15 protein-coding genes and 7 pseudogenes are annotated in these 22019 nt (G+C 55.0%); 10 read left to right on the top strand and 12 right to left on the bottom strand.

Going from position 1 to position 22019, the window contains the following annotated elements:
• Positions 1 to 1989 (top strand): annotated as a pseudogene (locus C451_RS23390) (heavy metal translocating P-type ATPase); the annotation flags it as partial.
• A 29-nt stretch (positions 1990 to 2018) separates the two neighbouring features.
• Here the strand turns inward: C451_RS23390 and C451_RS00990 are convergent.
• The gene (locus C451_RS00990; RefSeq protein ID WP_007736674.1) at positions 2019 to 2225 is read right to left on the bottom strand and encodes a hypothetical protein; all 207 of its coding nucleotides are present in this window, start codon (positions 2223 to 2225) and stop codon (positions 2019 to 2021) included.
• A 259-nt stretch (positions 2226 to 2484) separates the two neighbouring features.
• Here C451_RS00990 and C451_RS24220 point away from each other — a divergent pair.
• Positions 2485 to 3214 (top strand): annotated as a pseudogene (locus tag C451_RS24220) (arsenic resistance protein); the annotation flags it as partial.
• 159 nt (positions 3215 to 3373) lie between these two features.
• Here C451_RS24220 and tnpC read toward each other — a convergent pair.
• The 3 genes and pseudogenes from tnpC to C451_RS00965 all read right to left on the bottom strand — a co-directional run bounded on the left by tnpC (position 3374) and on the right by C451_RS00965 (position 7027).
• Positions 3374 to 4846 (bottom strand): annotated as a pseudogene (tnpC, locus tag C451_RS20355) (IS66 family transposase).
• A 137-nt stretch (positions 4847 to 4983) separates the two neighbouring features.
• Positions 4984 to 5418, bottom strand: a complete 435-nt coding sequence (locus C451_RS00970) for a hypothetical protein (protein WP_007736666.1) — start codon at positions 5416 to 5418, stop codon at positions 4984 to 4986.
• Positions 5419 to 5506: 88 nt separating this feature from the next.
• Positions 5507 to 7027 (bottom strand): aldehyde dehydrogenase family protein, encoded by a 1521-nt coding sequence (locus C451_RS00965; protein WP_007736664.1) that lies wholly within the window; start codon positions 7025 to 7027, stop codon positions 5507 to 5509.
• A gap of 66 nt (positions 7028 to 7093) precedes the next feature.
• Between C451_RS00965 and C451_RS00960 the strand changes: the two genes are divergently transcribed.
• Positions 7094 to 7540, top strand: coding sequence for a Tfx family DNA-binding protein (locus tag C451_RS00960; RefSeq protein WP_007736662.1), 447 nt, complete (start codon positions 7094 to 7096; stop codon positions 7538 to 7540).
• Between the two features lie 343 nt (positions 7541 to 7883).
• On the opposite strand, the pseudogene C451_RS24215 reads toward C451_RS00960, so the two are convergent.
• The 3 genes and pseudogenes from C451_RS24215 to C451_RS23370 all read right to left on the bottom strand — a co-directional run.
• Positions 7884 to 8361 (bottom strand): annotated as a pseudogene (locus tag C451_RS24215) (hypothetical protein); the annotation flags it as partial.
• A gap of 104 nt (positions 8362 to 8465) precedes the next feature.
• A pseudogene (locus C451_RS23375) lies at positions 8466 to 8861 on the bottom strand (protoglobin domain-containing protein); the annotation flags it as partial.
• Positions 8862 to 8873: 12 nt separating this feature from the next.
• Positions 8874 to 9056, bottom strand: a complete 183-nt coding sequence (locus tag C451_RS23370) for a hypothetical protein (protein ID WP_007736656.1) — start codon at positions 9054 to 9056, stop codon at positions 8874 to 8876.
• A 78-nt stretch (positions 9057 to 9134) separates the two neighbouring features.
• Between C451_RS23370 and C451_RS00945 the strand changes: the two genes are divergently transcribed.
• Together C451_RS00945 and C451_RS22725 are read left to right on the top strand one after the other, a co-directional pair.
• On the top strand, positions 9135 to 9455 hold the full coding sequence (locus C451_RS00945; protein ID WP_007736654.1) for a winged helix-turn-helix transcriptional regulator: 321 nt from the start codon (positions 9135 to 9137) through the stop codon (positions 9453 to 9455).
• A gap of 68 nt (positions 9456 to 9523) precedes the next feature.
• Entirely contained in the window at positions 9524 to 9871 is a 348-nt protein-coding gene (locus tag C451_RS22725) for a hypothetical protein (RefSeq protein ID WP_007736652.1), read from the top strand.
• A gap of 328 nt (positions 9872 to 10199) precedes the next feature.
• Here the strand turns inward: C451_RS22725 and C451_RS20340 are convergent, their stop codons facing one another.
• The 3 genes from C451_RS20340 to C451_RS00930 form a co-directional block, all read right to left on the bottom strand.
• Positions 10200 to 11351: an NAD(P)/FAD-dependent oxidoreductase gene (locus C451_RS20340; protein WP_007736650.1), complete on the bottom strand. Its 1152-nt coding sequence runs from the start codon at positions 11349 to 11351 to the stop codon at positions 10200 to 10202.
• Between the two features lie 240 nt (positions 11352 to 11591).
• The gene (locus tag C451_RS00935; protein WP_241431129.1) at positions 11592 to 12233 is read right to left on the bottom strand and encodes a helix-turn-helix domain-containing protein; all 642 of its coding nucleotides are present in this window, start codon (positions 12231 to 12233) and stop codon (positions 11592 to 11594) included.
• A gap of 122 nt (positions 12234 to 12355) precedes the next feature.
• A complete protein-coding gene (locus C451_RS00930) occupies positions 12356 to 13876 on the bottom strand; it encodes an aldehyde dehydrogenase family protein (protein WP_007736644.1) in 1521 nt (506 codons plus the stop codon).
• Positions 13877 to 14166: 290 nt separating this feature from the next.
• Here C451_RS00930 and C451_RS00925 point away from each other — a divergent pair, with 290 nt between their 5' ends.
• On the top strand, positions 14167 to 15234 hold the full coding sequence (locus C451_RS00925; protein ID WP_049912623.1) for a zinc-dependent alcohol dehydrogenase family protein: 1068 nt from the start codon (positions 14167 to 14169) through the stop codon (positions 15232 to 15234).
• Between the two features lie 45 nt (positions 15235 to 15279).
• On the opposite strand, the gene C451_RS00920 is transcribed toward C451_RS00925, so the two are convergent.
• Positions 15280 to 16452, bottom strand: coding sequence for an IS701 family transposase (locus C451_RS00920; RefSeq protein WP_007736640.1), 1173 nt, complete (start codon positions 16450 to 16452; stop codon positions 15280 to 15282).
• 121 nt (positions 16453 to 16573) lie between these two features.
• Between C451_RS00920 and C451_RS00915 the strand changes: the two are divergent.
• Both C451_RS00915 and C451_RS00910 read left to right on the top strand, forming a co-directional pair.
• Positions 16574 to 16765: pseudogene (locus C451_RS00915) on the top strand (CoxG family protein); the annotation flags it as partial.
• A gap of 100 nt (positions 16766 to 16865) precedes the next feature.
• Entirely contained in the window at positions 16866 to 18272 is a 1407-nt protein-coding gene (locus C451_RS00910; RefSeq protein ID WP_007736636.1) for a transposase, read from the top strand.
• Positions 18273 to 18284: 12 nt separating this feature from the next.
• Here the strand turns inward: C451_RS00910 and C451_RS00905 are convergent, their stop codons facing one another.
• Positions 18285 to 18557, bottom strand: a complete 273-nt coding sequence (locus C451_RS00905) for a hypothetical protein (protein WP_007736635.1) — start codon at positions 18555 to 18557, stop codon at positions 18285 to 18287.
• Between C451_RS00905 and C451_RS00900 the strand changes: the two are divergent.
• Together C451_RS00900 and C451_RS00890 are read left to right on the top strand one after the other, a co-directional pair.
• Positions 18495 to 19640: pseudogene (locus C451_RS00900) on the top strand (ISH3 family transposase). The gene C451_RS00905 and the pseudogene C451_RS00900 sit on opposite strands and share 63 nt — an antisense overlap.
• Before the next feature lie 930 nt (positions 19641 to 20570).
• Positions 20571 to 21911 (top strand): IS4 family transposase, encoded by a 1341-nt coding sequence (locus C451_RS00890; RefSeq protein WP_239640528.1) that lies wholly within the window; start codon positions 20571 to 20573, stop codon positions 21909 to 21911.
• Positions 21912 to 22019: the final 108 nt, after the last annotated feature.

Below are 22019 nucleotides of genomic sequence, written 5' to 3'. Positions count from 1 at the left end.
GATGGACAGGGCACGGAACTCGCTACGTGAATTGATGGAGCTCTCGCCGGACGAGGCCACGGTCCGTCGGGATGGCGATGAGGTGACCGTGCCGGCTGAAGACGTAGAAGTGGGTGAGACCGTCATCGTCCGTCCCGGTGACAAGATTCCGCTCGATGGATCGGTTGTCGAAGGTGAGAGCGCAGTTGATGAATCTCCGATCACCGGCGAGAGCGTCCCCGTCGACAAGTCTCTAGGCGAGGAAGTCTACGCCGGGAGCATCAATGAGGAAGGCTATCTCGAAGTGGAAGTCACTTCGACGGCGGGGGATTCGACGCTCTCGCAGATCATCGAGATGGTGCAGGGCGCTCAGGAGAAGAAAACCGAACAGGAGCGGTTCGTCGACCGATTCTCTGGCTACTACACACCCGCAGTCGTCGTGCTGGCGATCCTCACGGCNGGAGACGTGGTTCATCCGCGGGCTTACCTTGCTCGTCATCGCGTGTCCGTGCGCGTTCGTTATCTCGACACCTGTCTCGGTCGTTTCCGGGATCACGAGCGCTGCGAAAAACGGCGTACTGATCAAAGGCGGCAACCACCTCGAAACGATGGGTGAGGTCGACGTCGTCGCGATGGACAAAACCGGGACTCTCACCAAGGGCGAACTGACGGTCACNGGCGGCAACCACCTCGAAACGATGGGTGAGGTCGACGTCGTCGCGATGGACAAAACCGGGACTCTCACCAAGGGCGAACTGACGGTCACCGACATCGTTCCGCTCGGAGAGCACAGCGAGACGGATGTCCTTCGATATGGCGCAGGGTTGGAACAGCGTAGTGAACATCCGATTGCTGAGGCGATTCTCACTCGCACGGACGAGGCTANGAGCACAGCGAGACGGATGTCCTTCGATATGGCGCAGGGTTGGAACAGCGTAGTGAACATCCGATTGCTGAGGCGATTCTCACTCGCACGGACGAGGCTACCGTGACCGATCTCCCTTCCCCGTCTGATTTCGAAAGTTTGACTGGAAAGGGCATTCGAGCCGAAATCGACGGCGAGACATACTATGCAGGCAAGCCAGCGCTGTTCGAGGAACTCGGCTTCGATCTCTCACAAACTCGTGGTGTGACCGACGGAGGGACTGTCTCAGACGGTGTTTCTCGAAACCCTTCGCCAGAGCAGGAAGAATTCACCGGGAGCGTATTCACCGAGCTTCAACAAGACGGACGAACAGTCGTCCTCGTTGGAACGGAAGCCGAGTTGGTCGGTGGGATCGCAATCGCTGATGAAGTACGTTCGACCTCGCAGCGTGCAGTCGAGCGTCTCCATGACCGTGGTGTCGGCCACGTGGTGATGTTGACTGGCGACAACGAGGGGACAGCGNGTACGTTCGACCTCGCAGCGTGCAGTCGAGCGTCTCCATGACCGTGGTGTCGGCCACGTGGTGATGTTGACTGGCGACAACGAGGGGACAGCGCGGGCTATCGCCGAGCAGGTCGGTGTCGACGAGTACCGTGCAGAACTGCTGCCGGACGAAAAGGTGGATGCCATCGAGGAGTTGCAGGCCGAGCACGGAGATGTCGCAATGGTCGGCGACGGAATCAATGACGCACCTGCACTCGCCACCGCTGACATCGGCATTGCNGAGTTGCAGGCCGAGCACGGAGATGTCGCAATGGTCGGCGACGGAATCAATGACGCACCTGCACTCGCCACCGCTGACATCGGCATTGCAATGGGTGCAGCAGGGACGGATACGGCGCTTGAAACCGCGGATATCGCACTGATGGGCGATGACATCGGGAAACTTCCATACCTATACAGACTGTCGCACACGGCAAATGGAGTGATCCGGCAGAATATCTGGGGGAGTCTCGGTGTGAAGGCGTTGCTCGCTGTNATACGTGAGTGTTGCGCTCGCGGTCGTGGTGGGTGATATGGGGATGAGTCTGGGTGTGACAGGTAACGCGATGCGCCTCTCGCGACTGAGTGCCCCCGAGGACTGAGAGGGTTGACGACCCGGAGGAAACAAGTGTTACTTGGGCGACCACTCGCAGGCGTCGCCGTAGGTCAGTTCGTTCTCGGTGATATACGCCGATAGGCACGCGTAGTTACAGAAGTGGAGAGGTGAGCCACAATCGGCGGTGCAGTCGCGTACACAGATGGGATCGTGGTCGAAGATACGCGAACCACAGTATGCACACGTCTCGTCTGTATCGGGAATCTCGACGGTTGTGGCCATGTTTCGTGGTTCTTCACGACCAACCGAAAGCATTCCGACCGTCTACTGATAGAGCTTCCAGTGATACGCTCCTCCTATGCGTACCGTTCGTCGAAGTATGTGAACTGTTCTGTGACACCCTAACCACGGGAAACTGCTGAAATCAGTCTTCGTAAGGTGCTCCGGCGTCACAAGATTCTACAATGGTACAGCTTACGAAAGACTGGATTCAGCACAATCAGATACNTCGTAAGGTGCTCCGGCGTCACAAGATTCTACAATGGTACAGCTTACGAAAGACTGGATTCAGCACAATCAGATACTCATCTACGCAACTGGCGTCCTTCTCGCAGTTATCGTGAGTTTTGCTCAGCCGGGGCTAAGTTCTCCTCTGGAACAGTTCATCAACCCCGTCTTGGCAGTGCTTCTGTACGTGACGTTCCTTGAAATCCCGTTCGTCAAACTTCGCCGGGCGTTCACGAACGGCCGATTCATGCTGGCTGCGCTCGGGATGAACTTCCTTGTGGTTCCGGTCGTCGTCTTCGCTCTCACCCGATTTCTCTCGCAGGACCCGGTCGTTCTCGTCGGGGTATTCATGGTATTGCTCACGCCGTGTATCGACTACGTGATTTCGTTCACGGAGCTTGCGAACGGCGATGCNCTGGGTGTTCATGGGAGAGCGAGTAGCAGAGTTCATTCAGGCAGGACCCTTCATTGAGGCGTTCGTTCTCATCATCGCACTTCCGCTGACGCTCGCATGGCTTACCGAGGTGGGTGCAGAACGTTCTGAGACTGGAAAGCGATGGAAAGACGCGATGGGGTGGTTGCCAGCCCCAATGATGAGTGTGACGCTGTTCGTGGTTATTGCGTCCCAACTCCCGCGTGTTCAGAACTCAATCGGACAGATCACTGCTGTCATCCCCGTGTATGTCGCGTTCCTCATCATAATGCCACTACTCGGACGGTTCGGGGCCGGACTCTTTGGAATGGATGTGGGCGAGAGCCGTGCTCCAGAGGTTCGGCGTATGGATTGCTACAAACCACCTGTTTGCTGATAAGTTGATTCGGAGAGGGTGCTGTTCCGATCAGCGTACGTGATTGAATTCAGATACTGCTGGGCTGGCAGGAGCCCCTAAGCCTAAGAGACTATATCACTGATTCGCATCTGTTTAGCGTAGTTCCGTCGTAGATGCCTCTGTTCGCGAATCTGGCCGCTCTCCTCCCAGCACTGACGTCAGCTGATCGGGTGGATCGGGTCCCTGACGCTCCCACGTCGCTACCATCGTCGAGAGAATCTCGTGGATGCGGACTCCGGTTTCCGACCGGAGTCCGCCGAAGATCTTCCGCATCACTACCTGCTCGCGCAGAGCGCGCTCTGCGCGATTGTTCGTCGAATCAACGTCCGGCTCCGTGACGAACGTCAGCCAACTTCCCAGCCCGTTCCTGATTTTCTCGGCTAACTGCGTCACTTCATCGGTCTCGTAGTCCGCCCTGATCAACTCCTCCAGACACAATGAGGCCTGCGCCCGCCTCCGCTCACGAGCGGAGGCAGGCGGGTCCTCCTCGTCGAACGTGGTCAGATCATCGTGGAGGTCGTGCAGTACCTCTGAGACCGGTTCAGCCTCTTCGTGACGTTCAGCTACGTACTTCGCTTCTCGGAGCAGATGCGCCCAACACCGCTGAAGCTTCCCGTGATAGCTCGGATACGCCGACCAGCCGTCACAACTCAAAGTGGCGTCCTCGGCGAGTTCGTCGCCGAGGACGTCCTCCAGCACCTGACTCCCGCGGCTTTCGTCGATCGTGTAGAAGACGTCTTCGTCGGTCACGAACGTCCAGACCTAGTGCTGGTCGCCGTCGACCGGAAAGCCGGTTTCGTCGTAGTAGATGACGTCACTGTCACGGACGCTGGCTCGGGCTTCTTCGTACGCGGGTCGCAGTCGGTCTGCGACCCGCTCGGTCATGTTGTAGATCGTTCCCGATGAAACCGGATGATCGAACTCCCAGTCGAATAGTTCGGCCTGTTTCCGGTGCGGAAGTCGTCCATGGTAGCGGAGGAGGGCGGTTTGGGCCAGCAGGTGTGGCCCAAACCGCCCGGTCTCCGGACAGTCAGGATGTTCGGCGACGACCTCGTTGCCACAGGAGCATTCCTGCTTTCCGAGCTCGTATTTCGTGACCTCGGTTGGAACGGGGAGCGGAATATCGACGATGACGCGGGAGACGTACTCGTCGGGATCGGTGAGAACGCGGTCGCACTCGGGACAGTACGCCTCCCCGACCCGGACGGTCCTGTCCGGGTCGGGTGGTGGTCGGGTCGTTCCCTCGTGGCCGGAGTTGCGTCCAGGTCCGGACGAGGAGTCGCTGGCGGCGTCGGAATCGCCGCCAGCTTCGTCGTTTTCCTCGTCTTGTTCCGACTCTTCGTTCTATGGCTGTTGTCCAGCACCGCCCTGCTTGCTGGAGGGTGTGTGGGCGCTTTCGTACTTCTTGAGGCGGTTTTCAAGCTCTTCGATTCGCTCGTTCTGGGCAGCGTTTTGCTGGCGGAGAAACGCGTTCTCAGCAAGATCTCGTTGGGGAAGGATCGTCCGACCCACAGAACGGATCGCCGAGGTCGAACGGCCCGGCAATCCGTCAGGCCCGGAAAGCACGATTAGCGGCTGTTCGTCCTGCTCTTCCCTGAGAGCTACGATTTCGACTTGGCTGTTCCGCTAAACAGATACCCTCCATCTATCGTCTCGGGAGTTCTCAGTATAAACACGTCGTATGTGAGCACAGACAGCCTCGATCAGCACTCGAACGCGACCGGCACCCGGTCGCCGTCGTGTGAGAGCGAGACGTGCCGAGGATTCATCGATGTGCGGGCATCTCCTGATGGGTAGTACATGATGTGTACGGACCCTGCGTCATGTAACGCGGCGAATCGCTGGACGAGCTCCCCATCGGTGAACCCGTCTGGAGCGTCGATATTAATTCGGTCGGTCATCGTGTCACTTTGGAGCTGTGCCCACCCGATGAGCGCGAGGTCGACTTTCGTTCCGCCTACTGTCCTCTCGTCACCAGGAAGTTGTGTCGTCGGGTCATGATTGCCAATGAGAACCCGATGCAGGCGCTCGTGAGCCCCCGATGGGATAACATAGGTCACTCCTTCGGGACTGACCGTCAGGTGCTGGACGTGCGTCCCGCTCCACTCTTCGAACGGAAATTCGGATGCGTCGATCATCGGTCCTCGTCAGCTACCACGCGTTCACGTTCGAGTCCGCGATGATTCGTCGCCAAACCCCGCGGTTGTGGCCGGTGTGGTCAGTTGTTTAGTCGTGCGCGATGCTGATGGTCTTCGTCTGGGTGTAGTGCTCGACCGCTTCGAAGCCGATTTCGCGGCCGATGCCCGACTCCTTGTAGCCACCGAAGGGCATCCCTGCCGGGAAGTCGTTGTACTGGTTGATCCAGACGTTCCCGGCTTCGAGATCCTTCGCCGTGTCGTAGGCCTTGCCGAGGTCGCTCGTGATAACGCCGGCAGCAAGACCGTAGTCGACGTCGTTTGCCTGTTCCATCATCTCGTCGTAGTCGTCCCACTCGAAGCTTTCGAGTACCGGCCCGAAGATTTCTTCCTGCACCGCCGGGTTGTCGTGGTCGATGTCGTCGATGAGCGTCGGGGCGACGAAATTGCCGTCGGCCAACGCCTCATCGTCGGGCGCACCGCCACCGGTGACGAACTCTGCGTCGGCGTCTTGAGCCTCCTGGATGTATTCCATCGTTCGCTGGACCTGTTCGTCAGTGACCTTCGGCCCGAGAGTGGTTTCGTCGAGCAGCGGGTCGTCGATGACGAGGTCTTCTGCGGCGGCCGACAGCCCTTCGAGGAACTCGTCTTTGACGTCGGAGTGGACGAACAGCCGCGATCCGGCGGAACAACACTCGCCGGTGTTGTGGTAGATCGATGTCACCATCACGTCGACCGCCGTCTCGATATCGGCGTCGGGGAAGACGACCACCGGGCTTTTGCCACCGAGTTCGAGCGTGATGTCGTGGATGTTCTCGGCGGCGTTCGCCATAATGGACCGCCCGACTTCGGTTGACCCGGTGAAGGCGATTTTCCGAATGTCCGGGTGTTGACTCAGCGGCTCGCCGGCCTCGCGGCCGAACCCGGTGACGAGGTTGACGACACCATCTGGGAGGATGTCATCGACGCCTTCGAGGAATTTGAGCACGGTGAGTGGTGTCTCCTCGGCTGGTTTCAGTACCGAGCAGTTCCCGGCGGCGAGCGCCGGGCCGAGCTTCCACGCCGACATCAACAGCGGGAAGTTCCACGGAATGATCTGCCCGACGACTCCGTAGGGTTCACGCACGGTCTCGATCTGTGAGGTTTCGTCGCTCGGAATCGTTCTGCCCTCGTGGGTGCGAGCCGCTGCCGCGAAGTAGTGGTAGTGGTCGGCAACAAGCTGCATATCGACACGGGCCTCGCTGATCGGCTTGCCGTTGTCGAGGGTTTCGAGACGTGCGAGATCCTCTGCGTTCTCTTCGACGTAATTTCCCAGTTGTGCGAGAACGCGCTGGCGCTCGGCGGCCGAGTAGTCCGACCACGTTTCGTCGTAGGCGTCCCACGCCGTCTCAACCGCCCGATCGATGTCCTCGCTGTTGCCGGCCTGTGCCTCCCCGAGGACCTCGCCGGTCGTTGGGTCGCGCGTCTCGAAGGTCTCGCCCGAGGCGCTGTCGACCCACTCGCCGCCGATGTAGAGCTTGAGATTGTCGGGAACCAGTTCCTCCGCGGCCTCAGTATGGCGTTGTTCGATGGCGTCCTGCCGTTCTTCCGTGGTCTGGGATTCAGTCGACATACCAATCGGAACGAGGACGCGTCCACACAAAGATTTTTATCAAACAAAACGGTTCAGGTTAACCATATGTGTTTGATCGCCGCCGACGGTGACCCAATTGAGAAGACGACACTGACCGAACGACAGGTACGAATCCTGCGTCTCCGTGAGGGTGGACGGACACAACAAGAGATCGCGGATCAACTCGGCACGACAGCATCGAACATCAGTGCGATCGAGTCGGCAGCGCGGTCCAACATCGAGAAAGCCCAGCGGACACTTGACCTCGCCGACGTGATTCGCGCGCCCGTTCGCGTTCCTATCGCGGAAGGGGCGTCGCTCGAAGAGATGATAGACGCGATTTATGCGAAGGGCAACGAGGCAGGCGTCAGCATCGCTCAACCGAGACCTGAACTCTACGCCCATCTCTTCGCGGACCTTACCGAGCGAGTCGATGACAACCGATTGTTGACCGATATCGAGATCGGTATTACGAACGATGGCGACGTGACCGTGTTTGAAGACCTCGGCTGATGCCACGAATTCGTCAGGAGCTGAAGTCAAGCATATAGTTTCCTCATGCATGATGGGCATTGGAATCAATTGACAGCCTAAATTTCACACGGAACTATGGATGACGGATCTCCCTAGCTGAGTTCAGGTCAGGTGCGCGTCAGTATTAGTCCTGACTGATGTCGGCTAGCTTGATTTGTCATGCACAGACTGGTTGTTCATTCTAATGAACTCTTGCGTGTAGTAAACGAACGGCAGTCTCCGTTATCTCGTCATTTTAATATCAGGATATAACAATACGAAATAAAGTGGCGTGGAACAGCGCCGCCGCTCACGAGGCGGGCGAACACGGGAGAGGTCGGCGTCAGTCGGGTGGGTCAAGACCGTAGAATTGTTCACCACGGTCAGAAATTGGTTTGCGTCCACACGCGACTCGTATGACTTGTTCTCGCCGTCGATGGCGAGCTTTACGAGGAGATCGACGAGTCGCCAGACGTTATATCCACTCGGACCCACTTTGCTCAACATCGTTCAATTTGATGCGATACACGACGGACTACTCCACCGAATTTCCGATGGTGACTATTGAAGAAATCACGTCTGAGTGGATAGAGCACGCACGCGAACGCGAAGTTGAAAAAGCGATAGTCGCTCTCGGTCGAGGTCGTTCTGACCATGAAGTGTTTCTGCTTCTTAAACCCGTTTTCGATACCTCAACGGTGGCGATACCAGCGAATCAGCCGCTCGATCATGTGGATGAATTCCTTCCCGTCCATCTACTGATCGTCGGCATCACGCGCCGTCACATACGGGTGGATCGTCTCGAATACCACTGTCCCGGACGCCCTTGTGACTCGGTGGAAATCTTGCTATCCCTGCGGAGCGTGAGGTAAAAGCATAGGGCGCAAGAGACCGTCGAGGTTATCGTAAAACCTCGATACTCTCCTCACCAATTTTCCTCGGGGACGTACGGATAGCTCCAGAGCGTCACCTGCAATGTGACCGACTTGAACCAAGCGTGGTACATCTTATCGACCTCCTCGTCGGTGTGGTCGCCATTTGCGAGAAACTCTCGAATCGTCGCAGTAATCGGATAGATGAACGCGAGAATGTACCGCAAGTCGATGTGTCCTACCGCATTGGCGTCGTCGGTTTGGTTTTTCTTCGTCCGATGATGACGACGGGCGATCTCGAACTGGTAGTTCAGCCACTCCTTGTCATACGGTGCATCGCAGGTATCACGAATCCATTGCTTAAACCGCTCGCGCACACGATCCAAGTACTCTTCATCTGGATTGCCTTCGCCGTCAGTGAAATAATACACTGAAAAATCTGTGTCGCTGACGAATCCATACTACACATCGAGGATATCGTCAGTTTGTCCGTCAAGCACATCGCCAGCCATCTGGAGATACTCTTCGTCCTCTTCGGTGAACATCACCGTCTGTTTGAGATGGTCGAACTCGTCAGTACTGATCGGCGCTTCAGGTATCGATTCCTCACCCAAGTCGTATCCCGGAATTTGTTCGCTGCTCATTGGTGAACCCTCGTCTCCTCCTTCGGTGCGGGGGATAGTAAAGGTAGTAGTAAAACTGAAGCCAGTAGCTACAAATCTATGAAAGAGAGTCTCATAGAAACGACGTACTCGACCGAATGGAGCGGGATATGGCAAGTACTCGGATGCAAATGGACGTTTCACATCCTGCGATTTCTTGCCGTTCAGGACGCACAGTTCAACCAGATCCAAACCGCCATTGACGGGCTGCCAGCGAGCACGCTCTCGACACGACTGAAAGCACTCGAAGAAGAACGAATCGTCTCGCGCACTGTCGAGGATTCCTCACCGCCCACTGTCGAATACTCGCTCACCGAGAAGGGAACCGAACTCGCCGCAATCATCGAACAGATCGAGGAGTTGGAGAGTCGGTACGCATGAGTACAATTCCCGATTCGAGTATATAAACCCCATCTCTCATCCGCTTGCTGACCGTTCTTGCTGGTGATATGGAAACCTCACCTGATCGCGTCGTCGATGGATTCACCGAGCTGCTCGACGAAGTCGACAGCGAGGAAATCGCCAATGAACACCGTGTTGGTATCCACTCTAACCGCATCGACTTCGAAGAATACGCCAAGATAGGCGCTTTCTTGGGAATTCATGATCCGAAGACCCTCAATGATCTCGACCAACAAACCGACGTTCGTGACGACCTCGAACCAATCAGCCAAAGTCATTTCTCTCGGCTCACCAACCGTCGACCGTGGGGCCATTTCGCGCTGTTCGGGTTTGACCCAGCAGACAAGGAATTCATTGAGGAGACGATTCAGGAACTTCTCGACGAATCAGTGTAGGGGTTCACGTCGTCTGCTGGTGACGGGTTAGCGTCCAAGTGACGTAAGCAGGCGAAATTCGTGCTCTATTGAAAACGACACACGGCGTTGGGATTGTTCGGTACTGGTTTGAGGCGATGGAGGAGACAATCCGGGTCGGGAGATGTTCAAGGTGTCAGAGGTCGGCTAGATGAATTCGTCATGTATGACCACCTATGAAATTTAGACTACCGATATAGATTTCGAGACTGGACGTGCATTAGGAAACCACCTGCCCGACTCAAGTACATGAATATCGCAACATTTCATTAATAAAATCATCCATATCTTACTTATTAGATTATGAGTATTATAACACACTCCAGGCACTGCTAGCGTGATACCATGAAGTCAGTCCAGCAATCCATCGTGCTGCAACAAATTTTTTCAGGAACTGTGCCGGATAAGAACCAAATGTTGAAAATGGAATATTCGAGACATTATGAGCGATGGCTTTATCTCCAATTGAAATAAGTGTTCCTTTATCCTCATACGTCCAGTGTCTCAATGGTTTGTTTTGGAGAGAACGCTCAATATTATTAGCAGCAACATCAGCGGCTTGCCATGCAGCTTGGGCAGTGGGTGGTACCGGATTTTCACCATTTTCAACTAGGGCAGCGTCACCAACAGTGAATATGCGATCGTCACTGGTTTTGAATGTTGTATCCGTTTTAATTCGGTTGTGTTCCTTCTCAACATCAATGGACTCCATGATATCATGACCGGTAATCCCTCCTGTCCAGATTAGGATGTCATAAGATAATTTCTTGTCATTTTTGAGATGTATATATTCATCTCCTGCCTTGGAAAGCGGATTGCCGGTTCGAATATCTATATCGGCTTTGATGAGCTGCTTCCGCACTGATTTCTGAAGATCAGAACTGTGCCCTGGCAAGATTTCATCAAGAGCTTCCAGAAGCGTAATCTCGATAGAAATTCCTGCCTCATCTCGTAGTTTTGCAACTTCACCCGCAACTTGAATACCCGAGAGTCCAGCTCCACCAATAAGGACTTGCGTTGGTTTTTCGCTAGATTCGAGGTTTGTTTCGGTAAAGATTCGTTTATGGATTGTTAACGCATCCTCTAATGATTTCAACGTAACTGAATAATCATTCAAACCAGGAATCCCGTAGTGCGCGGTTTGGCTCCCTATTGCAACCAGTACGTAGTCGTATGGTATAGTGTTTCCATTACTGAGCTCGACTGATCGAGCCTCAGTATCGATATTAGTAACTTCACCTTCAATGAAATTAGTATCTGTTGATTTTATATTCTTCACCGGAATTGTGATTTTCTGTCGGATAGTGGGATCCCGAATGATCCGATGTGATTCATGGAGTACTAAATGATATTGATTCTCGCCAATCCACGTAATGTTGACACCAGAGGTATTCTGTTCCAGTTGTTGCACCGCCTTTGTACCTGCATAACCTGTTCCAATCACCACGAGACTGTCGGCCATGCTTGGCCAATATATTAGAATATACTCTAATCTATCGCTCATAGCAAAATTTGTAATCAGACAATTATTCATCACATATTTCAAACACAACTGGGCTGAATCAGCGAATCGCAGGTGGCCGGATCTTCTGGTCAGTTTCGAAAACTGTGTTTTCGTGTCAATTCGCATTGAATGACATTCAGTCGTCGGCTGGGTTCTCCTCGCCGAAATCATGATCGTGGCTAATAGTGCCGTAGCGCGTTAGTCGGTTTTCTCTTCCCAGGGAGAAATTGTTTGGGGAGAGTTGTCTTCGTGTTCAACTAAAGCAGAGTCACTGTTCTCGCCTTTGTCGCGGGAATTCTGGAGGTATTCACGACCTTCTTCGGTTTCCCACAGCCGCTCGTTGAGAACATCAGCGGAGGTATAGAATTTGTGTATTGAGGGCAGTTTGGTGTTATCAAACTGCGCAATTAGATCGCCGTGATTCTTGAAGAAGTGGTGCATCCATTGCTCGGCTCCGCGGTCGTCGTGAAACTGGGTAATAAGGATCCAGTGGTAGTAATCGTCAGCATTAGTGAACAACACCACATGTGGGTCTTCGCTCAATTCCCAATAACATTCTTCCCACTGTTCCTCGAAATTTGGGTAATGGAACGCAATACGGAAGAGATAATAGTCAAAAAGCTCTACATTAGGCACTACTTGCGTCTGTAATACCTCGTCCGTCTCCATCTCATGGAGTAATTCATTTACACGATTGTGTGATAGCGAGATTCCGTATTCGTCCTCAAGTATATCGCGAATTTTTCGGACTGATACAGTTGGATTTTCAACTCTCGCTTTGAGGAGGACGATATCTCTGGGTGTAAGATCATCATCAAATGAATTCTCTGAAACACCCATCGGTTATCATCCTCATATTGTAAGACCGTACTTAAAAACCTTTCTCAAGATTCGAAGCATAGCGTCTGGCACCTGATGGATTTGTGGTTGACTTAGATAGTCTACACTAGAAGATGACCACCTCAATCGACTTTGAAATTTAGCGTCTTTGTCTGTGTGTATGCCTTGATTGTCTCTTTGCCTATTTCCCGACCGATACCGGATTGTTTGTACCCACCGAATGGCTGGCCAGCTGGGAATTCGTTATATTGATTTACCCAGATGTTCCCAGCCTCAATATCGCGAGCAGCACGCCGAGTAGTGGAAATATTTTCAGAAACGATGCCAGCAGCGAGACCAAAGCTGACATCGTTGACACGATCTATTAGATTACCATAGTCGCTCCATTCGAACACAAGCTCTACTGGGCCGAAAATTTCTTCTTGGGCAACGCGCGTTCTGTGCGGTGTACCCTCAACAACCGTTGGAACAACAAAGTATCCGCCAGCGAGTCGCCCATCCTCAAGTTGTTTGCCACCAGTGACAATTCGACCACCAACCTCTTCGGCAAGACGAATATATCGTTCAGTTCTTTGAACCTGTCTTGGCGATATTTTCGGACCCATCTCAGTTTTTTCAAGCAAAGGATCGCCAAGGACGATATCATCCGCAGCGTCGGCGAATTTTTGAGTGAATTCATCACATAGTGATTCATGGACAAACAACCGTGTCCCCGCACAGCAACACTCCCCAGCGTTGTAGAACATCGCGTCGATGGCGACCTCAACCGCTCGATCGAGAGCCGCGTCTGGGAAAATGATAAGTGGACTTTTGCCACCCAATTCCAAGGATATGTCCTTGAGAGTATTCGCTGCTCCCTTCATTACGCCGCGACCGACCTCCGTTGATCCGGTGAACGCAATCTTGCGCACGCGCGGGTGTTCAACGAGCGATGTACCAGCCTCGGGACCGTAGCCAGTGACAATATTCAGTAGTCCATCTGGAATGAGATCGTCGATTTCGCGGATGAATTCAACTAATGATAATGGGGTTTCTTCGGCAGGTTTCAACACTACAGCGTTTCCTGCTGCCAGAGCTGGCGCAAGCTTCCATGCGGCCATCAATAATGGGAAGTTCCAAGGAATTATTTGGCCGACGACGCCATACGGCTCCCGAACCGTCTCTATGTGTTGGTCATCTTCTGCGGGGATAGTTGTTCCTTCCAACGTCCGGGCCGCACCTGCAAAATACCGAAAATGATCTACAACAAGATCAATGTCATCTCGGGCTTCTACTAACGGTTTGCCGTTATCAAGTGCATCAAGCCTTGCGAACTCTTCCTGTCGGGCTTCGATTCGCCTCGCTATCTCTGAAAGAATGACTTGTCGTTGGGCTACCGATTTATCATCCCAAGTCTCGAAGCCACGCCACGCAGCTGTAACAGCTCGTTCGATGTCAGCATCATTTCCGGCCTGAGCTGTCGCCAGTTTTCTCCCAGTGGTCGGGTCGTAAATGTCTAATAGTTCGCTACCGGTACTGTCTACCCACTCACCTCCGATATATAGTTGAAGCTTTCGGTCTTGAATCAGCTCTCGTGCAGCTTGCTCATGTCTCTCAATGACCTCTTGTGAACTCTCGGCCGACGGCTGAGTGTTAGATGTCACGTGTTATCATCTCATGCCTGTCCTGATGCATAAGATTTTCTAATTCTACATTGACAAAACCGTCTTTCCTGCCTGATCTCCGGTTAGACCCAGAAGTAGTTTGAGATAGTATAGGACCCACACATGACATGATCTATGACATTTAAATCAGATTTTCTCATGAACACCCCTGCTGTGAAGATATTATAATCTCAAACTGGGCCCCAGCATTTCAAAATGATCTTACTGGCCGGAATCATACGTATTTTTCCAAAATCTTTATTATGTGGCCGGATATGGGTGTAACTGCCATGCAGGCAGTAGTACTAGAGGAGTTTCAGGAGCCGTTGACCGTCCAGGACGTCGACCGTCCTGAACCAGAACCCGATGGGGCTGTCGCCAAGCTCATTGGGTGTGGTGTCTGCCGATCAGATTGGCATTGTTGGCAGGGAGATTGGGACTGGTTCGGATACCGGCCTGATCCGCCACACGTTCTTGGCCATGAACCCACTGCCCGTATCGTTTCCGTCGGTGAGGATGTTGAAACCGTCGAAGAGGGTCAAGAAATCGCAATTCCGTTCAGCCTCGCGTGTGGTACTTGTGACCTGTGCCGGAACGGTCGCGAGAACATCTGTGAGAACCACGTTGGGCTTGGGTTCATGAACCAAGCCCCCGGTGCATTCGCTGAGGAAGTTCACATCCCACACGCCGATGTCAACGCCGTGCCGCTCCCAGACAGTATCGACGCCGAAGCGGCTGCGGGGTGTGGTTGCCGGTTCATGACCTCGTTTCACGCGATGGCGCATCGCGCACCCGTGAGCGCCGGTGATGACGTGGTAATCCACGGGTGTGGTGGTATTGGTCTTTCAGCCGTCCACATCGCTGATGCGCTTGGTGGTAATGTTATCGGGGTGGATCTCAAAGACGAGAACCTCGACAAGGCCGAAGAACTTGGTGCGGTCGCTACGGTTAACGCTTCCGAAGTCGACGATCCCGCTGGCGAAGTCCAAGATATCACTAACGGTGGAGCAGATGTTTCTGCCGACGGACTTGGTATCAAAACGACGTGTCAGAACGCAGTCAATAGCCTCCGCAAGGGAGGAACGCACGTTCAGATCGGGTTGACCACTTCCGAAGAAGAGGGAATGGTTCCACTGCCGGTCGATGACTTCGTCTCCAAGGAGATCGATTTCCACGGCTCGCTCGGTCTCCAGCCCTCGCGTTACAGTGAGATGCTGGACATGATCGAGTCAAGCAAGCTTGACCCGACAACGCTCGTCAACAAGACTATCGATATCCACGGAGTTCCAGATGAACTGGCTTCGATGACTGACTTCAACACACTCGGAATCCCAGTCTGTACCGACTTCACTAGCTAACCAATAGGACAATCACGAAACAAACCATTTTACTGGACCTCGCACCTATATGAAGACCCCATTCAGTTCGTCCATGAGGCCGTCTACGCCCTGGTCAGCGTTCCTCAACGTCCACGACAGTAGATTCTGTACGGCTTCCTTCAGCGAGTGCTTGAGATCGTTGCACAACGACGTCGTTTGTGAAAGCACAGTTCCCAGAGCGCTATCGGCAACACCCAGCCGAAGAGCACTGTAGGCCAACATGAGCAGGTGCCAATGCCGATTGGCACCTGCGTCACGCTCGACCTCGCAGTCCTCGAAGCCCAGGTCCTGCTTGCTGTCCCTGAAGAACGTCTCGATGCGCCAGCGCATCGAGTACGTGCGAATCAGCTGCGTCGTCGGTGCGTCGATCTTGTTCGTCACGAGGTACTTCACCGGGTTCTCCTCGTCCTCATCGTCGGTCACCTTCTCCGAGATGAGTACCTTCTTCTCGCCGAGTTTCGAGACGTTCAGCTTCTTCGTCCAGATGTTGTAGGTCTCACCATCGACCTCCCGCTCGGTCGTGTCGATGCGCTTGCCGAGCGCATCGACGCGAATCATCTCGCCGCCGTACTCGACGTGGCGGTTGCTCTTGAGCACGGAAATCCAGTCCTTGTCGTACGATTCGACGTGCTTGACGAGTTCCTGCGAGCAGTACCACGAATCGAAGAGGTAGGTGTCCGCTGGAACACCTACCTCGTGACCTTCATCAACGAGCGCTTTGGCGTGGTCGATCTTCGTCTCGGCTTCCTTCTCGTAGAGACGGAAGCCGAGCGGGTAGGTGGTTTTCTCGTCGGCGTACTGGCTGAACACGAGGTTCTGGCCCCACACAGTGTCGTTTTCCGCGTGGTCGTAGAACCAGCCAGCGTTCGGCAGTTGGTCGCCGGTTCGATGGGTGACGGAGTCGTCGATAATGACGACTCCGTCTTGGGACCACCGCGTTTCGTTGCGCTGTTGGAGCGCGGTCAATCGCTCTCGGTTGAGGCGGTCTTCGTCCCAGTCGTACTGATTGAGGAACTTGTTGAGAGCGCGTTCGCTCTTCGATTGGAGAACGCGTTTCGAGATACCCTCGACGGTCTTATTGCCGGAGGCAATAAGGCCCGTCACGTAGGTTTTGGCGTGGTGTTTCTGCTGATACGAGAAGCACTCGAAGTCATCGATGAGATTCGTGCAGGACAGAAACTCCGTGATCGGCATCATCGGTCGCGTAGCGACCGATTCGCAGTGATCGGTTATAAACGTGCGAGGTCAAGCATTTTAAATGGAATGGTTGATCGGTGATTGATGGCTTGTGGTTACGGACCAAGGACAGTGAGACACTATGAAATTCAGTGGAACATTCAAACTTAACGATACGGCAACGGAGGAGGTATGGCTCGCGCTCTCGGACCCGGTGATGATAGAAAGCGCGCTGCCGGGCTGTCAGTTCCTCGTCGAGGTCGAGGATACCGACGTGGACTTCGACGAACTCCGCGAGGAGTACGCAGACCGAGATGTCGAACCGACCTCTGATAGCCCGTTGCACGGTTTCGAAACCAGCTCGAACGTATCGAACAGTAGCCACTAACGCTAGAAATGGTCACATTCACTAGACTAGAGGTCGGATCAGTGGTATGGGAACCGGTAGATCCGACGCCTACGACAACACCGTCTCATCGCATAAGACCACCGTTCGTGAGTACCTCCGATTCCATGACGAGGTCGCTTCCAAAGACGAACTCCGCGCCGGCACCGACGTGTCGGCGTGGTATATCGAGCAGATCGGCTCCTCCAATACCTTCTACACCTCGTTAAATCACAACCGAGAGTACGTCGCCAGCAAATACATCATCGGACAACGCTCTACTCACGACGGTTTCTGGCGGCCCGAGGTGGATGACGGCTACGCCGTCTTCCACCGCAAGGAGACTGCCAAAGCCACGCTCAAATATCTCGCGTTCAATCGGCCATCCGGACTCACCGCACCCGAAGCTGACGACCTGCTTGATCGGCGCTGTTACCGCCCACTCCGAAAGCTCGCCGATCAACAGGAGGTACACACCGTAGCGGGGCACAATGCCACCGTCTACACCCACAGCTGGCCGTCCCTTCGGGACGACCAGCTGGCCCAGCGTGAAACCGACCAGCCAGCCGATGTCACACCCGACGATCCTGCTGACGACGGCTACCTCTACCGTGACGAACTCGTCGCAACCTTCCTCTCGGTCGCTGTCTCGGAACTTCAGTCAATCTCTCCCGAACGAGCTGCCGCACTTGTCCTGCGGCAGTTCGAGGGCGACTCCTTCGACGCCCTCGAACGCCGTCTTCAGCGCAATCATTCGTTTCGAGAGGCTCTCGACTACACTGAGCCAGAGGACGTCCCGGATGGGACGTCGCTCTGGCGGGCCTTCGACGAACTTCATCCCGATGAACTCCGAGATTGCCTCCAGTCGATGTGTGGCGAGTTGCTTGCCGATCACGAACATGGCGGTGAGTTCGTCGTCATCGATGGAACGCACATCGCGGCGTGGGCAAATACGCGTGATGAAATCGAAAATGGCGAAGTTGAAGGTGCGAGCTGGGGGAAACACGAAGGATCGTTCTACGGGTACAAGGTGTTTCTCGTGGTGGATGCGGCAACAGAGCTGCCGGTCGCCATCACGATGGAGACCGGCAAGAGGAACGACAGTGCGGCGTTCGAACCGCTCGTTGATGAGTTCAACGAGCGGTACGACACTGACGATCTCCAGGCAGCCCTCGCTGATGCTGGCTTTGACAGTCAGGCTAACCGCGACTTCTGTCAGGATCAGCTCGATTGTCCGTTGCTGACGGCGATCAATCCTCGCCGATCGTCGCCGTTAGCGACGATCAAGGACNCGCAAAGAGAACAACGTCGAGACTCACGTCGTTCTCTCGGCAGTAGCGTTGGTTGCGGCGTCTCTCACGGCACAACGGCAGAACAAACCAGGGCTGATACGCTCACCGAGTCGGCTCATCTGACGATCGCGCCACCTGTCCAAAAAACAGGTGTCGCCGCCTGAGAGGCATCGCCCTCAGGCTGCTGTATTTTCTGAAAGGAGCTCGACCAATCGGGCTGATTTATCGGCCGATTCAGCCATTTCTATCAGGAACCATTCCATTGTTTCACCAACTCTACTGATGGAGTCCAGATTCAGGCCTGATCGTTCCGTCTGGTGATTTGATTTTGAACGTGCAACAGGGTATTCGAGCTCGAAGAGCTCGAACGAGTCGGGAAGACACTCATCCAGCAGGATATCCTCAAGCTGCTTCCGGATCGGCCGGTGGAGGTCGTCGCCGACCTCCACCTCCGTCCGTACTACGGAGAGGAGTACGAATCTAAAGAGGAGCTCTACAACTCACTCGCTAAAGCCGGAACGACGACGTTCCACGGCTATGCCACACTCTACGCCCGCGTACGCAACAAACGCTACACGCTGGCGGTGCGCCGTCTGACTGACGGCGACNTGCCACACTCTACGCCCGCGTACGCAACAAACGCTACACGCTGGCGGTGCGCCGTCTGACTGACGGCGACACCGCCAGCTCGATCCTCGCGGAACTGCTCGGCGTGCTCGACGGCCTTGACCTCGCAGTCAAGGCCGTCTACCTCGACCGCGAGTTCTACGATACGTACTGTTTGACGCTACTCGCTGCCCACAACTACGCTTTCGTCATGCCGATCGTGAAGTGGGGCGAGAAGATTCAGAACGAATTGAGCACAGGCTGGAGTCGCGTGATNGCTGCCCACAACTACGCTTTCGTCATGCCGATCGTGAAGTGGGGCGAGAAGATTCAGAACGAATTGAGCACAGGCTGGAGTCGCGTGATCGATCACGACCTCCAAGGCGAAATCGACGGTCACACGTGGACCGTCGATTTCCCGGTCTATATCGACTGTACGTACCAGCAAGGGAAGTACGATGAGGAAGGTGTGGCGCGTCACGGCTACGCCGTCGACGCGCCGTTCATCGANGGTCTATATCGACTGTACGTACCAGCAAGGGAAGTACGATGAGGAAGGTGTGGCGCGTCACGGCTACGCCGTCGACGCGCCGTTCATCGAAACGCCACGCCAAGCCAGGAAACACTACAGCCGTCGATTCGGTATCGAATCAACCTACCGGCTGTCCGAACGAAGCATTGCGAATACGACGACACAGAATCCGGCGGTGCGGTTCCTGTACGTGCTGATTAGCTTCCTGCTCCAGAATGCGTGGCGGTACCTCCACTGGGAGTACGTGGCGTCGCCGCGCCGAGGCGCGCGACGCCTCTGGCCGTGGCGATTCGACGAGTTTCTTGGAATGATACGGAGAGCAGCGGAGACGGCGCTCGCAGTGCGTCGCGCCGTCCCCGCAAACAAGCCTCCGGACGACCGTTTCGAGCGCTAACCCACCGACCGGGAATGCCTGCTCGGTGAGTGGCAACACCGTCGCGTCGGCGGCGTTCCGCCGCCGACTGCGACAGGTTCGATGCTTTCGGTGTTGAACCTCGCCCTCAGCAGTTNCCGTCGCGTCGGCGGCGTTCCGCCGCCGACTGCGACAGGTTCGATGCTTTCGGTGTTGAACCTCGCCCTCAGCAGTTGCTCGATACCGACTTCTCCACCAAATTCACGCCTCAGAAGCAATCAACTGGCGTGCTTTGTGAGGTACTGAGTTTCATTCGATCACCGATAACGATCAGTTCACAGCACTCCGCGAGAAATATGATTTCGACGTCACCAATTTCAACCGCCTCCGCCGGACCCTGACCGAGCAACTCGACGAGCAGGACCTCCACGATGCGGTCTACGGCCTCAATCCCTACCGCGACCCAAGTCTCCCAGATCCGACTATCAGCTCCTCGGCGTGATTGATGAGTCGAGGGTTGCCATCCGTTCTTTAAGTGCTTCTGGCGATAAGACGAAGATACGAGAGAGTACACTCGCGCACAATCGAGTCTTCGCGCATTCTATTTTCGTCCGGCCGTCGAGTCACGACCAATGCGTTTCATCAGCCGGCGGCATTCCGGACAGGACAGCGACGCTCCTTCATTGCCGCTAAGTTGGTGACCGCAGTTGACGCACTCGTAGACGAACGATCCCATTGCTGAGAGGGGAAATATTGCGCCAAACTATATGAACTTGTTTGCCACTCACACACCGAACGAGTCACCACCCTCGATCAATCTATCCTCACTGGATCAGATGGAAATGAACCAAAGATATTCCAGCTGTGGCTACTATCCTGCTGGCATGGAGCGTGAACCATCCGTTCTAGGCTAACTCCGAGATAGCCGAAGAACGCCAGCCGTTAGCGCTCTGAGAAGCCGGTGGAAAGGGAATGCAACTACCACCGGATTCGGTGATAGAGGAACGGTTGGTGAAGACGTTTCCGAACAACCGGCTGCGCGAGCTTGCTCGCGCAACCGGGCTAATCCAACGTGACGGCGGGAAACTGAAGGCTGACGCCCTGTTCTGGTCACTTGCTATCGGATTTCTCTCCGGCAACTACAGAACCCTCGAAGAGTTCCGTCAGGAGTACATCGAAACCTTTGGCGGATCACTCAGCTATTCGTCCTTCCACGAGTGGTTCATGCCTGCTCTCTGTGAATTCCTTCGAGAGGTCCTCAAGCGTGCTCTTGAGGACCTCGAACACGAGAATGACCGTCTTCAGGGCCGCTTCAAGCAGTTCCGCGAGGTCTTCATCGCGGATGCGACCGTCATCACGCTGTACCAGTCGCTGTTCGAGACGTTTCCCGGCTATGGCGACGACCACGCTGGAGCGAAGCTCCACGTGGTCGAAGCCATCAGTAGCGGTCTCCCGGCTGAATTCAGCATCACTGACGCGCGCACGCATGAATTCACGCAACTCTCTACTGGTCCTTGGGTGGAGAACGCGTTGCTGCTGTTCGACCAGGCCTACTTCGATTACCGGACAATGGATCTGATCGACGCCAACGGCGGCTGGTTCCTCACACGACTCAAACCCAACGCAAATCCGGAGATCACGGCTGAACTCAGGAAATGGCGTGGCGACGCCATTTCCCTCGAAGGCAAGCAGGTACAGGACATTCTTGACGATCTTCACCGCGACGTCATCGACGTCGACGGTGAAGTCGAGTTCAAGCGACGCATCTACAACGGTACGCGCAGCCGTGCCGTCGAAACGTTCCGTGTCGTCGGCGTCTGGAACGACGAGGAAGATCGATACCACCTCTACATCACGAATCTGCCCGCTGAGGACTATCGCGCGCCTGATATCGCGAAGCTTTATCAGGCGCGCTGGGAGGTGGAGCTTCTCTTTCGGGAGCTCAAGACCACGTACGGACTCGACGAGATCAACTCGGGAAAGCCAGAGGTTGTGGAGGCGTTGATCCTGATCGGGCTGCTTTCGCTCGTAGTGAGCCGCACGCTCCGAGAACTTTTCATCGAGATCATCGAAGCACAGCAGGACGAGGAGAGCGACGACGTGGAAGCGTCGTCGCTCCTGCCTCGAGAACGATGGGCACGAGCGTTCGGACGGCACAGTGACCGGATTCTCCGCCGAGTCGCCGAGCGACTCGGCTACGAACCGCCGAAGTTGGTCGAATCGCTGATGAACGATGCGCTAGATCCGAACATTCACCGCATCCCGTTGCTTGACGAGGTGCAGTACGAACCGTTCGACGCTGACCTCGCGTAATCCGGCGTGATCGGGCTGGATTCGCGGGACTCCTTAGCTACAGCACTCGCGTTTGTCGAGAATTTCGGAGCGCTCACGCCGGTGAGCGCTCCTCAACGGACTCTGATC

Origin of the sequence: Halococcus thailandensis JCM 13552 (assembly GCF_000336715.1) — an archaeon.
Classification (GTDB): Archaea; Halobacteriota; Halobacteria; order Halobacteriales; family Halococcaceae; genus Halococcus; species Halococcus thailandensis.
Note: the sequence above shows the minus strand (reverse complement) of the source record. Positions and strands in the feature narration are given on the sequence as shown.